Annotated in this window: 13 protein-coding genes; 4 read left to right on the top strand and 9 right to left on the bottom strand. The window is 72.1% G+C overall.

Going from position 1 to position 12,689, the window contains the following annotated elements:
• The first annotated feature begins 129 nt into the window (after positions 1–129).
• The gene (locus ACFYY7_RS06675; protein ID WP_388657904.1) at positions 130–324 is read left to right on the top strand and encodes a hypothetical protein; all 195 of its coding nucleotides are present in this window, start codon (positions 130–132) and stop codon (positions 322–324) included.
• Positions 325–930: 606 nt separating this feature from the next.
• Here the strand turns inward: ACFYY7_RS06675 and ACFYY7_RS06680 are convergent.
• A complete protein-coding gene (locus ACFYY7_RS06680; RefSeq protein ID WP_388657907.1) occupies positions 931–1,743 on the bottom strand; it encodes a sulfite exporter TauE/SafE family protein in 813 nt (270 codons plus the stop codon).
• Positions 1,744–1,844: 101 nt separating this feature from the next.
• Between ACFYY7_RS06680 and ACFYY7_RS06685 the strand changes: the two genes are divergently transcribed.
• Entirely contained in the window at positions 1,845–2,615 is a 771-nt protein-coding gene (locus tag ACFYY7_RS06685) for an AraC family transcriptional regulator (protein WP_388657910.1), read from the top strand.
• A 37-nt stretch (positions 2,616–2,652) separates the two neighbouring features.
• Here ACFYY7_RS06685 and ACFYY7_RS06690 read toward each other — a convergent pair whose 3' ends face one another.
• Both ACFYY7_RS06690 and ACFYY7_RS06695 read right to left on the bottom strand, forming a co-directional pair.
• Positions 2,653–3,471, bottom strand: a complete 819-nt coding sequence (locus ACFYY7_RS06690) for a hypothetical protein (protein WP_388657912.1) — start codon at positions 3,469–3,471, stop codon at positions 2,653–2,655.
• 67 nt (positions 3,472–3,538) lie between these two features.
• On the bottom strand, positions 3,539–4,153 hold the full coding sequence (locus ACFYY7_RS06695; protein ID WP_388657915.1) for a TetR family transcriptional regulator: 615 nt from the start codon (positions 4,151–4,153) through the stop codon (positions 3,539–3,541).
• A gap of 99 nt (positions 4,154–4,252) precedes the next feature.
• Between ACFYY7_RS06695 and ACFYY7_RS06700 the strand changes: the two genes are divergently transcribed.
• Positions 4,253–5,185, top strand: coding sequence for an aldo/keto reductase (locus ACFYY7_RS06700; protein ID WP_388657917.1), 933 nt, complete (start codon positions 4,253–4,255; stop codon positions 5,183–5,185).
• Positions 5,186–5,223: 38 nt separating this feature from the next.
• On the top strand, positions 5,224–6,063 hold the full coding sequence (locus ACFYY7_RS06705) for an SDR family NAD(P)-dependent oxidoreductase (protein ID WP_388657920.1): 840 nt from the start codon (positions 5,224–5,226) through the stop codon (positions 6,061–6,063).
• A gap of 93 nt (positions 6,064–6,156) precedes the next feature.
• On the opposite strand, the gene mnhG is transcribed toward ACFYY7_RS06705, so the two are convergent.
• The 6 genes from mnhG to ACFYY7_RS06735 are packed head-to-tail and all read right to left on the bottom strand — an operon-like array spanning position 6,157 to position 12,649.
• The gene (mnhG, locus tag ACFYY7_RS06710) at positions 6,157–6,510 is read right to left on the bottom strand and encodes a monovalent cation/H(+) antiporter subunit G (protein ID WP_388657922.1); all 354 of its coding nucleotides are present in this window, start codon (positions 6,508–6,510) and stop codon (positions 6,157–6,159) included.
• Entirely contained in the window at positions 6,507–6,851 is a 345-nt protein-coding gene (locus tag ACFYY7_RS06715; protein WP_376307794.1) for a monovalent cation/H+ antiporter complex subunit F, read from the bottom strand. The genes mnhG and ACFYY7_RS06715 overlap by 4 nt, the downstream gene beginning before the upstream one ends.
• Positions 6,848–7,474 carry a Na+/H+ antiporter subunit E gene (locus ACFYY7_RS06720; protein ID WP_388657925.1) on the bottom strand — a complete coding sequence of 209 codons (627 nt, stop codon included), beginning with the start codon at positions 7,472–7,474 and terminating at the stop codon, positions 6,848–6,850. The genes ACFYY7_RS06715 and ACFYY7_RS06720 overlap by 4 nt, the downstream gene beginning before the upstream one ends.
• Positions 7,471–9,126: a Na+/H+ antiporter subunit D gene (locus ACFYY7_RS06725; RefSeq protein WP_388657928.1), complete on the bottom strand. Its 1,656-nt coding sequence runs from the start codon at positions 9,124–9,126 to the stop codon at positions 7,471–7,473. Before ACFYY7_RS06725 ends, ACFYY7_RS06720 begins: the two co-directional genes overlap by 4 nt.
• Positions 9,123–9,725: a Na(+)/H(+) antiporter subunit C gene (locus ACFYY7_RS06730; RefSeq protein WP_388657931.1), complete on the bottom strand. Its 603-nt coding sequence runs from the start codon at positions 9,723–9,725 to the stop codon at positions 9,123–9,125. The genes ACFYY7_RS06725 and ACFYY7_RS06730 overlap by 4 nt, the downstream gene beginning before the upstream one ends.
• Positions 9,722–12,649 carry a Na+/H+ antiporter subunit A gene (locus ACFYY7_RS06735; RefSeq protein ID WP_388657933.1) on the bottom strand — a complete coding sequence of 976 codons (2,928 nt, stop codon included), beginning with the start codon at positions 12,647–12,649 and terminating at the stop codon, positions 9,722–9,724. The genes ACFYY7_RS06730 and ACFYY7_RS06735 overlap by 4 nt, the downstream gene beginning before the upstream one ends.
• Positions 12,650–12,689 lie beyond the last annotated feature (40 nt).

Genomic DNA, 12,689 nt, shown 5'->3' on the forward strand with positions numbered 1-12,689 from the left:
GCGGCCGGTTCGCCGTCCATCACGTCGCCGATCACCGGCTCGGTGGAACGGTGGGTTGGGGCCGGGGGCTGCGAACGCCTGCGTCAGGTAACGCGCCGGATCCGTGAGACTCCAGCCGACGACGGTGCCGTGCTGGACGAGGAGGGCCGCATCGGGGGCAATGCCGATGCGGGCCTCCAGCTGCTCGTTGAGGACGTCGCGGTCGCGCAGGCTGGTCAGCACGGTGTCCCCGGGAGTGCGGCACAGCACCTCGCACATCTCCAGCCGGAAGTCCCGTACCTCGTCCGCGCGGAGCCCACCCGGGCGTACCGCGGGCAGGACTGAAACGCGGGCGGAAACCTCGGCGGAAGCGGACTCCCTCGGCAATTGGAACTCCGCACCGGCCAGTCTCCGGCTGTCCGGGTCGAACCGGAGGACGTCGGGCGCATCCCACAACCGTTCCTGGCTGCCGAAAGTGGCCAGGAGGAACCGCTCACGTTCCTCCACATCCGCGTAGTGTGCAATGTCTACGGAGTTACCCGAGAAGCGAGGAATGATGGGCAGCGGATCGGCCGTCACCTCCGCGTGCCAGTCGTTGCCAATGGTCAATCTCATGGTTGGCGCTCCCTCAATAGTTCCGCGCCGGGCATGAATCCGTCCCTGCCCGGAATCCTTCCCTCCACGATGTCCCTGTCGTTGATCGGTGGACCGGGGTCCGTGGCCTCGCCGCCCAGCGCCCTCGCACCGGACTCACCCTTGATACCCGACGGCCCGTACGCCGTGATGGCCTGGCCGGCTTGGGAACCCGGCCCATGAGTCACGACGACGCCCTCGCCCTTCCGGAGGATGAGCTTTCCGGCGCCGCCCTCCGACTGGTACACCGCGTCCGGGTTCTTCAGGATCTCCAGGACGAGCCCGCTCGCGTCACCCTCGGAGGCGGCCGTGGGTGCGTCAGAGGCCCAGGGCCAGCATCACGATCAGTACGACCACGAGCAGCGCGACGTAGGCGACGGAGTGGACGCGGTCCGGGACCCGGCCGACGAGGCGTCTGGCCACCGCAATGGTGGGGAGCGAGCCGATGAGAAGGGCGGCGCCCGCGGTGAGGTCGACGTAGCCGAGCTGTCCCGGGGCGGCGGGGGTGTTGGGGGCGAGGGCGTAGACCAGGGTTCCGGCCACGGCGACGGGGACGCTGAGGGGGTTGGCCATGGCGGTCGCCTCGGCCATGGCCAGGCCCCTGCGCCGCAGGAGCGGGACCGTCATGACGCTGCCGCCCACGCCCAGGCCGGCCGCCACGAGGCCGATGCCGAGGCCGCCGAAGGTGACGGTTCCCCGGTCCAGGGGCTGCGGACGGGTCCGGTCCGCCACCGAGAGGAAGCCCTTCCTCAGCAGGCTGTCGGCGATCGTGACCAGCAGGTAGGCGGCGAACAGCAGGCGCAGCGCCGTGCCGCCGATCAAGGTGGTCGCGAATGATCCGGCGACGGCGCCCGCCGCGATGAAGGCCGCCAGCGGCCACACGTACTCGCGGCGCAGCCGGCCCTGACGCCACTGGGCCAGGGCCGCCGCCGCGGCGTTGACGACCATGACGGCCGCCGAGGTCGCCACGGCGATGTGCATGGCGTCCGCGTCGGTTCCGGGACGCGCCGTCATGGTCAGGACGCCGTAGACGACGGGGACCGTGATGAAACCGCCGCCGAAGCCGAAGAGCACGGTCGTGACGCCGGTCAGGCAGCCGAGGGACAGGAGGGTGAGGAAGGGGGTCAGCACTGGTCCGACATTAGGAAGCGCCAGGCTTGGCGGGCAATCGATGAATTGACTGCTTCCTACGCGCAGCAGACACAGCACTCGGTCGCGCGTAGCCTCGCGGCATGCGGAACATTCCGGTCGCGGAGGTGGACGGGCTCGATCGGGCCGTGCTGGCCATCGGCACCGACTATCCCCCTGACCACCTGCTCCCCCGGCACGAGCACCGCCGCGCCCAGGTCCTGTACGCCGCCACGGGCGTCATGCGGGTCGAGACGGCGGACGGCAGCTGGACGGTGCCAACCGCCCGCGCCGTACTGATCCCGCCCAGGACCACGCATCAGGTCGCGATGACGGGCGTCTCCACCCGCAGCCTCTACATCGAGCCCGCCGCCGTGCCGTGGTTCCCGTCCCGCTGCCAGGCCGTCGACGTCTCCGCCCTGCTCCGGGCGCTGATCCTGGAAGCCGTCGAGATGGAGCCGCGCTACCCGGAGCACAGCCGCGACGCGGCGGTCGCGGCCCTCATCCTCCACGAGCTCAGGAACCTCACCCCGCTGCCCCTCGACGTGCCGCTGCCGTCCGATCCGCGGCTGCGCGGACTGTGCGAGGCGTTCCTGCAGCAGCCGGACGTCCATGACCCGCCCGCGCGCTGGTGCGCGGCCCTCAACGTCAGCGAACGCACCCTGGCCCGCATGTTCCGGCGCGGCACCGGCCTGACCTTCTCGCAGTGGCGGCAGCGCGCCTGCGTCCTGCACTCCCTCCAGCACCTCACCGCGGGGACGCCCGTCACGCGTATCGCGGGCCTGCTCGGCTACGAGAACCCGGCTGCTTACACGGCCGCGTTCAAGAAGCTCCTGGGCCGGCCGCCGACGGCGTACCAGGGCCGGGAGGGCTGATCGCTGATCCAGGGGCGCCGGGCCCTCGGGCCGCCCGTCACGCGGGGCGCTGGTGGCCCACGTCGCGGGCCAGGTCCAGGCCGAGGACCCGGTCGAGGTGGGCGAAGGTCTCGAACTTGGCGCCCGGCGGCACATCGGACCGGCCCGCCAGGTCGGCCAGCAGGGCCAGGACGGCGGCGACGTCGAGATCCTCGGCGAGCGCCGCGTACGACTGCCGCAGCAGGTCGGCGGGGATCGGGTGGGACGGCTCCTGCGCCCAGTCGGCGACCGACCGGCGCCAGTCGCGCAGTGTCCACCTGGCCTCGGCGAGCGCGGCGCCGGTGACCGTGACCGGTGTTCTGTAGGGGCTGGTGAGCAGCAGGAGGCGCACGGCCAGCGGGTCGGCGGTGTCCGTCGGATCGGGTGTGCCCGGGGCGGGGAAGTCCTGGGTCGGTGGGGCCGTGGTGACCTGGCCCACCTCGATCAGGGCGCCGCCCTCGGCGTCGGCCGGGTCGGTGCCCTCGGAGACCACGTGGATGTCGGCGGGGCCGCCCAGTGCCGCGTCCGGGCGGTGGGCTCCGACGACTGCGGGGGGATGGATGCCGAGCACCGCCATGACCCGGTCCAGGGCACGGGCCCGGTCGGGCGTCAGCTCCGGGGTGGTGAGGACCGTGATGACCTGGAGGCCGTTCAGCTCGGCGGTGCGGGCCAGTACGTCGCCGATCAGCGGGACGCGCAGGTGCACGGGGCCGAGCCCGGTGCCGGTGTCCGGCCCCGTACCGATGTCGGGCAGCTGGACGCGGCTGCGCAGCAGGTGGCGTGGGGCGGCGGGGACTTCCACGAGGTGGCCGGTGCGGGTGTCGGCGATACGCAGCATGATGCGGAGGCTAGGGCGTGGCCGGGGGCCGGTCCTGTTGCCACGCCTCGCGCCGTGCTCGAAGCGCTCAGGAGCGGTCGTCGGGGAGCTCGGTGGCCGAGCGCATGTAGTCGTCGATGACCCGGTGGACCGCGCCGCGGTGGTCGGCCGGGTCGCCGTCGATGCCGGCGGCGCGGAGGGCGAAGGCGCCGAACAGCTCCCAGCCCAGCAGCTGCGCGATGGCGATGGCGAAGGCCTCGCGTACCTCCGCGCTGTCCTGCGCCCCCAGTGACACCGCGGCGTCCAGCGCCGACGAGCGTTCCTGGAAGGAGGAGGGGGCCCGGTTGCTCAGCGCCAGCCAGGACACGAGGCGCACGTAGTCCATGCTGCGATGTTCCTCGCTGCGGAGCCTGGCGAGGGCGTCGAGCGGGTCGGAGGCCGTGCGCACCGCCTCCAGGGTCTCGCGCTCCGACACGTCGAGCACGGCACGGATGAGGTCCTCGCGGCCGCCGATGTAGTGGTGGATGAGGCCGTGATTGACGCCTGCGTGCTGGGCGACATCGCGGAGCGACACCGAGTCGGGGCCGCGTTCGGCGAAGAGGGCCCGCGCGGAGGAGACCAGTGCGGCCACTGTCTGCTCCCGGCCCAGACGCGGCCGGCGGCCGGGACGGTTCGCGGGCTCGTCGTGCTTGTCGGAGTCCATGTCCTCGACTTTAGTCACTCGTCTAAAGTGAAGCGATCCGGGTCGGGGCGGCGCTCGCCCGACCCGTGACGGAGAGAAGACAAGTGGAGGCCTTGAACAATGGAAACGCGTGAGTACGGCGACGGTGGTCCACAGCTGTCGGTGGTGGGCCTGGGGTGCAACAACTTCGGGATGAAGCTGGACGCCGAAGGGAGCCGGGCGGTGGTCGCCGCCGCCCTGGACGCGGGTATCACCCACTTCGACACCGCTGAGATGTACGGCGACGGCAAGTCCGAGGAGTTCCTCGGCGCCGCCCTCGCGGGGCGCCGCGACGAGACCGTCATCGCCACCAAGTACCTTCCGCGGCCGCAGGACGAGCCCTACGCGCCGGGCGCTCTCGCGACGCGCATCCGCGAGGCGTGCGAGTCGAGCCTGCGCCGTCTGGGTACCGACCGGATCGATGTCTACTACCAGCACTACCCGGACCCCGAGGCGCCGGTCGAGGAGGTCGTGGAGACGCTCGACGAGCTGGTGCGGGCCGGCAAGGTGCTGCACGTGGCCACCTCGAACGTCGACGCGGGGCAGATCAGCGGCTCCCGTCAGGTCGCCGAGAAGCTCGGGCTCACCCCCTTCACCGGGGTGCAGGCCGAGTGGAACCTGCTTTCGCGCGATGTGGAGGCCGGTGTCGTTCCGGCGGCGCGGGCGGCCGGCATGGGTGTCGTGCCCTACTTCCCGCTCGCCTCCGGCCTGCTCACGGGCAAGTACGCCGCCGGGCAGCCGTACCCCGAAGGGTCGCGCTTCGCGCTCATCCCGTACTTCGCCCAGGTGGCGACCGAGGAGAACTTCCGCAAGGTCGAGCAGCTGACCCGGTTCGCGGCCGACCGCGGGCGGAGCATCATCGAGCTCGCCTTCGGCTGGCTCCTCGCCCAGGACGGCGTCGCCTCCGTCATCGCCGGCGCCACCACCCCCGAGCAGGTCGCCGCCAACGCCGCGGCGATCGGCTGGGAGCCGGACGCCGAGGAGCTCGCGGCCGTGCAGGACATCCTGCGCTAAAACCGCCGCACACCCACGATCGAGGAACAGGACGTTTCATGACCACCTCACAGGACACCTTCCAGGGCAAGGTCGCCGTCATCACCGGGGCCTCCGCGGGCATCGGCGCCGGCTTCGCCGAGCACGCCGCCTCCCTCGGAATGAAGCTGGTCCTCGCCGACATCGCCGAGGACCGGCTGGCCGCCGTGGTGCGGGCGCTCGCCGACAAGGGCACCGAGGTCGAGGGCGTCGTCACCGACGTCTCCGACCCGGCCTCCGTGGAGGCGCTCGCCGAGCGGGCGTACGAGCGCTTCGGCACGGTCGATCTGCTGCTCAACAGCGCGGGGATCATGGCGATGGGCTACTCCTGGGAGATCCCTGCCGAGCGCTGGGACGCCATGCTGCGGATCAACATCGGCGGGTACGTCAACGGCATCCGGGCCTTCGTGCCGCGGCTGCTCGCCCGGGGCGGGAAGGCGTGGGTGGTGAACGTGTCGTCCGTCGGCGGGTTCCTGCCGAGCCCGCTGATGGCGCCGTACAGCGTGACGAAGTTCGGCACGCTGGCGCTGACCGAGTCGCTCGCCTACGAGTTGCAGATGAAGCAGTCGGACATCCAGGTGTCGGTCGTCTTCCCGGACTCCGTCCAGAGCGAGATCTTCAAGGTCGACGCTCCCGGCCAGGGGGCTCAGCCGGAGGTCGCCGCGTTCAACGCGCAGCTCCAGGCGCGGGCCGACTCCGCCGGGATCACGCCGCTGGAGCACGCGCGGCGGTGCTTCGAGCAGATCGCGGAGGGGCGTTACTGGGTGTTCCCGCAGCCGGAGATGGTGGACGCGGCGCTGCCGGCGCGCACGGACATGATCCTGGGGCGGCACAACCCGGTGCTGAACCCGAACGTCTGACGCGATACGTCCGGCGATGAGGAGGCGGGGCCCCCGTCCCCCGGCATTCATGCACGGATGCCGGAGGTGCCCCGCCCCGTCACTTCTTACTGCTCACTTCTCCTCGGTCAGCTGCTCGTCCAGTTCGTCGAAGAGCAGCTCGCCGTGGTCGATCTGGCCGGTCCGGTAGGCGGACCGCGCCACGAGGTGGGCGGCGACGGGGCCGGTCATCAGCTGGAAGAAGCCGATCAGCCCGAGGGTCGCCAGGTCCATGCCGCTGCGCAGCCGCAGGGCGACCCCGGCGAGGACCAGGAGCATGCCGAGGGTCTGCGGCTTGGTCGCGGCATGGCTGCGGGAGAGCACGTCCGGCAGCCGCAGCATCCCGATCACACCGAGCAGGCAGATGGCCGCGCCGATGAAGACCAGGACCGCGCCCGCCATGTCGAGGATCTGGAACCAGACGTTCACCGCGCTTCCCCCTCGCCGCCTCCGTTGCCGCCCCCGGTCCGGTCCGTGCCGCGTCGCGGCGGTCTGTCGCGTACGGCGATGAAGCGGGCGATGCCGACCGACCCCGTGAACCCGAGGAACGCCAGCACCAGCATGATCGGGAAGTAGAACGAGTCGCGCGCGAAGGCGGACTTGGCGCCGAGGCCCGCGATGATGAGGGCCGCGCACACATCGAGCGAGATGGCCCGGTCAAGCATGGAGGGGCCCCGCCAGATGCGGGCGAGGAGCCCCGCTCCGGCGATGACGATCACCACGACGGCCGCGGTGAGCAGTGCCCGGTCGACGGTCTCCGGTGCGCTCATGCGTCGCCCTCCCGGTCGGATGCGGTCGGTGGAGGCGGTGCGGCGACGCGGGCGATCTCGTCCGCGGTGCCGAAGGCCCGTACGGTCAGCCGTTCCAGGCGCCAGACGGAGCGGCGCGCCGCGTCGAGCACGGCGGGCCGGTCCGCGTCGAGGACGTGCAGGAAGACGGTGGCCGTGGCGCGGCGTACCTCGACGACCGATCCGCCGGGCACGTTGGACACGGCGACGGCGGTGGCCGCGAGCATCAGGTCGGAGCGGCAGCGCAGCGGTACCGCGATGACGGCGGCCCGGTGCGGGTGGTCGACGAAGATCTGCCGGGTGACGCGTACGCCCGAGGTGTACATGTCGTAGAGCAGGTACCCGGCGAGCATCAGGATGCCCCAGGGGTGCAGGCGGAGGCCCAGGTCGACCCGGGGCAGCGGGAAGGCCAGGCAGACGGCGACGGCGACGACCACGCCGGTCAGCAGGTTGACCCAGTTGGGGCTGGACCAGAGCAGCACCCAGATCAGGGTGAGCCAGGCGATCAGCGGGAGGTCGAGCACGCGTCGTCGCCGCCCGACGAACTCGCAGCTGAAGGGGGGCAGGTCCTTGTTCCGGAAGGACAGCCTGAGCAGGCGTTTCACCGGCCGAGCACCGCCGTCACGTAGGGGGTCCGCGCGAGGAGTTCGGCGGCCGCGCGGTCGGTGTACGAGGTCAGGGGCCCGGCGAACACGGTGAAGGCCAGGCCGAGCGCGACGGTCGCGGCGGTGGCCCAGGTCATCGGCAGGGGCAGTTTCGTCGTGGTGGTGACGGCGTGCCCGTGCAGGGTGGCCGCGACGGCCCGTCCGGCGGGCTGGTGGCGGGGGCGGACCGGTTCGTCGCCGGTGCCGGGGATCCGGTCGGGGCCCGCGTCCGCATCGTCGTCGTCCTCGTCGGAGTCGGATTCCAGGACGGTGCCGGTGGCGGCCTGTCCGGGGGGTGCGGCCCGCCAGAACGCCAGGTTCCAGACCTTGGCGATCACGTACAGGGTCAGGAGGCTGGTCACCGCCGACCCGGTGACGAGGATCCACGCCCAGACGCCGCCGTCGGCGACACCGGCCCTCATCAGCCCGAGTTTGCCGATGAAGCCGGAGAGCGGCGGGATGCCGGCCAGGTTCATGGCGGGTACGAAGAAGAGGGCGGCGAGCAGCGGGGCGGCCTTGGCGAGGCCGCCGATCCGGGTGAGTTCGGTGGTGCCGCCCCGGCGTTCGATCAGCCCGGCCACCAGGAACAGCGTGGTCTGGACGGTGATGTGGTGGGCGACGTAGACGATCGCGCCGCCGTACGCGTCCCGGGTGGCGAGGCCGATCCCGAAGACCATGAAGCCGATGTGGCTGATGAGGGTGAAGGAGAGCAGCCGTTTCAGGTCGGTCTGGGCGACGGCTCCGAGGATCCCGACGACCATCGAGGCGAGCGCGGCGGCCATCAGCAGATCGCCCAGCCGGTTACCGGGGAAGAGCAGGGTCTCGGTGCGCAGCATGCAGTAGACGCCGACCTTGGTGAGCAGTCCGGCGAAGACGGCGGTGACCGGGGCGGGTGCGGTCGGGTAGGAGTCGGGGAGCCAGGCGGCGAGCGGGAAGACGGCGGCCTTGATGGCGAAGACGGTGAGCAGCATCGCCTGGATCAGGGTCTGGACGCCGAGCGGGAGTCCGGCGAGGCGGCCGGCGAGCTGGGCGAAGTTCGCGGTGCCGGTCGCCGCGTACGTCATGGCGATGCCGGTGAGGAACAGCATCGACGAGAAGAGGGAGATGATCACGTACGTGGAGCCCGCGCGGATGCGGGGGCCGGTGCCGCCGAGGGTGAGCAGGACGAAGCTGGCGACGAGCATGATCTCGAAGCCGACGTAGAGGTTGACGAGGTCACCGGCGAGGAAGGTGCAGGAGACCCCGGCGACCAGGATCAGATACGCCGGGTGGAAGACCGCGACGGGTGTCTCCTCCTCCCGGTCGGCCATGCCCTGCCCGAGGGAGTAGACCAGCACGCAGAGGGTGACGGCCGAGGAGACGGTCAGCATCAGTCCGGACAGCCGGTCGGCGACCAGGGTGATGCCGAGCGGCGGGGCGAAGTCGCCGAGGTGGACGGTGAGCGGGCCGCGCATGTCGGCGATGGTCATCAGGGTGACGGAGAGCCCCAGTACGGCTGTGAGCACGGCGACGCTGATGAGGCGCTGGAGCTGTTTGAGGCGGGTGCCGAAGGCGAGGCTCAGGCCGGTGGCGCAGAGCGGCAGCAGCACCGGCAGGGGGACGAGTGCGTTCATCCGGTGGCTCCCGGGTCGGCGTCGGGGCGGTCCTGCTGGGCCGCGTAGTCCTCGGGGTCGGCGCCCAGCACGTCGTGCCAGAGGTCCCCGGTGGCGTACCGGCCGCGGGCCTGGAGGGCGCGGTCGGCGCGCAGCCGGGCCCGCAGGCGGCGGCGTTCCGCGCGGTACCGGGTGCGTTCCTCGGCCGTGACGTCGTCGGCGGCCCGGTAGCGCTCGCGCAGTTCGTCCCGCTCCCCCAGTACCTCGGCGCGCAGCGCGATCCGGCGGTCCTCCAGGTCGTCGTGGACCTCGTCGGTGCCGGTCAGCTGGTGGCTGCGGTAGGCCATGGCGAGGAGGAACGCGGTGGTGGCGAGGGTGATGACGATCGCGGTGAGCGCGATGGCCTGGGGCAGCGGGTCGGTGACCCGGCCCAGCGGGACGCCGTAGAGGAGCGGTTCCGCCCCGGCGCGTCCGCCCGCGGCGAGGACGAGCAGGTTGATGCCGTTGCCGGCGATGACCGCGCCGAGCAGGATGCGGGTGAGCGGGCGGGTGAGCATGAGGATGCCGCCGACCGCGCACAGCACCGCGGCGGTGGCCAGGAGGGAGGCGCTGACGGTCATCCGGGGGTGCCTCCCGTGCCGGGTGCCGGCCGCGGTGGTGCGGCGGTGGTGGCCGCGGCCGCCTGCTCGGCCGCCGCGCGCTCGATCTGGCGGTCGATCTTGGCGCCGAGGGCGCGCACGATGTCCAGCACGACGCCCAGGACCAGCAGATAGACCCCGAAGTCGAAGAGGACGGGCGTGCCGATGTGGTACTCGCCGATCAGCGGCAGCCGGCCGTGGTGGGTCCAGGCGTGCAGGACCGTTCCGTCGGCGAGGCCGAGCAGGGCGACGCCGGTGGAGAGGAACAGTCCGAGGCCGGTGAAGAGTCCGGGCTGGAGCGGGGCGGCCTCGGCCAGTTCGAACCGGCCGCCCGCCAGGTAACGGGTGATCAGGGCGAGTCCGGCGACGAGCCCGGCGACGAAGCCGCCGCCCGGCATGTTCTCGGCGCAGAACAGCAGGTACAGCGAGAGCACCAGGACCGGATGGAACAGCAGCCGGGCCACGACCTCGAAGACGACGGAGCGGTGCTCGGGCGCCAGCGTCGAGCCGGCCGCGAGCCAGCCGCGCTCCGGTGCCCCCTCGTCGCCGTGCGGAAGGCCCGTCATCGCGGGTGCCGTCAATGACCAGGCGGTACGTCCCCGTACCTCGTCGCGCGGTGACGACTCCTCGGTCCGGCGGTGCAGGTAGATCAGGCTCGTGACGCCGACCGCCGCCGCCGCGAGCACCGCCGACTCCCCCATCGTGTCCCAGGACCTCAGGTCGACCAGGATGGTGGCCACGACGTCCTTGAGCCCGTGGTGGGAGACCTCCTCGACCATGGCCGCGCCCGCCGGGTCGGCCTTGCGGGCGGCCGCCGCGACCCACACCACCACGCCGAGCGTCGCCGCCGCGGCCAGCGCCACCGGGATGCGCACCGCGCGCCGCCAGGTGCTGACGGACTCCTGGAAGTGCACCGGCATCCGCCGCAGCACCAGCACGAACACGATCATCGACACGGTCTCGACGCAGAACTGGGTGAGCGCCAGGTCCGGGCCGCCCTGGACGACGAAGAGGAGCGCCGCGCCGTATCCGGTGAGCCCGGCCAGGACCACGGCCTTCATCCGGCGGCGGACGGTGAGGCACAGGAGTGCGGCCGCGCAGGTCAGTACGGCGACGGCGCCCTGGAGGGGGAGGTCCCAGATCCTCGGGGCGGCGGCCGTGTGCCAGGGCCGGTCCATGACGAGGACGGTGAGCTGGCCGGCCAGCATCACGAGCAGGGTGGTGGCGAGGTAGCCGGAGAGCGAGCCGCGCTGGACGAAGCCGGTGAGCTGGAGGGAGAGCCGTTCCAGGCCGAGCAGCAGGTGCCCGAAGACGCTGTCGGCGGTGGGCCAGGCGATCCGCCGGGAGAGCCGGGTCACTCCGACGCGTCCCAGGAAGAGCAGCACACCGCCCGTGGCGGCGACGGCGGAGAGCAGCAGAGCGGTCCCGAAGCCGTGCCAGAGCGCGAGGTGGTACGGATGCGCGGACGGCTCGAAGGCGTCCGCGTACGCGCTGAACAGCCGGTCGGTCCAGCCGACGCCCGGCCCCAGCACCAGCCCGCACAGCGCGAGCAGGGCGGGCGGCGCGAGGAACGCCCACCCGACCCGGTGCACCGGGGTGTCCTCAACCCCCGGCTTGCGGCAGAAGGCGCCCCAGACGAACCGCAAGGTGTACGCGACGGTCAGCGCCGAGCCCGCGACCGTGACCCCCAGCGCCCAGCGGTCGGCGGTCGATCCCTCAAACAGCGCCTCGAAGGCCGCCTCCTTGGCGGCGAAGCCGAGCAGCGGGGGCAGGGCCGCCATGGACGCGGCGGCGAGGACCGCGACCGCGCAGACGTGCGGCAGCGCCCGGCCCACGCCGGAGAGCCTGCGCAGATCACGGGTGCCCGCGGCGTGGTCGACGATGCCGGTGACGAGGAACAGCGGGGCCTTGAACAGTGCGTGGGCCAGGATCATGACGGCGGCGGCCAGCGCGGTGTCCCGGTTGCCGGCCCCGGCGAGCAGAGTGAGGAAGCCGAGCTGGCTGACGGTGCCGTAGGCGAGGACGAGTTTGAGGTCGTTCAGGCGCAGCGCCCGCCAGCCGCCGAGCAGCATGGTCGCGGCGCCGAGGACGATCACGACGGGCCGCCAGACGGGCACGTCCGCGAAGCCGGGCGCGAGCCGCGCGACCAGGTAGACCCCGGCCTTCACCATCGCGGCGGCGTGCAGATACGCGCTGACGGGTGTGGGCGCGGCCATGGCGTTGGGCAGCCAGAGGCTGAACGGCCAGATCGCCGACTTCGACAGGGCCCCGCACAGGATCAGCACCACCGCGACGGAGACCGCGAGGGTGGCGCGGGGCGGGTCGGCGAGGATGGCGGAGATGCGGTACGTGCCCGCCGACTGACCGAGGATCAGGAAGCCGACGAACATCGCGAGACCGCCGAGGGTGGTCACGGTGAGCGCCTGGAGCGCGGAGCGGCGGCTGTGCTTCTGCTCTCTGTCGTATCCGATCAGCAGGAACGAGAAGACCGTGGTCAGCTCCCAGAACACATAGAGCGAGATCAGGTCGTCGGCGAGGACGAGGGCGAGCATGGCGCCCGCGAACGCCAGGAGATTCCCGGCGAATCCGGCCAGTTGCGGGGTTTCGTCGGTGAAGTACGAGGCGCAGTAGAGCAGGACGAGCGTGCCGATCCCGGCCGCGAGCAGCACCATCAGTTCGGCGAGCGCGTCGAACCGCAGCGCGACGGTGACGTCGTACGCGGGCATCCACCGCCACGACCAGGTGACCGCGCCACCGGACGCCGCGGTGTTCCACTGCGTGGCCGCCCACACGGTGGCGGCGGCCGGTGGCAGCGCGAGGACGACGAAGGCGCGTCTGCCCAGCCTCCGTACCAGCGGGCGCGCGAAGGCGGCCAGGACGAAGTGGCAGACGATGAGCGCGGTCATTCGGCCCCGGGGGGCGTTCCGCGCCCTGCGCGGACGGGCG

It is taken from the genome of Streptomyces sp. NPDC001933 (assembly GCF_042890955.1).
Taxonomy (GTDB): Bacteria; Actinomycetota; Actinomycetes; order Streptomycetales; family Streptomycetaceae; genus Streptomyces.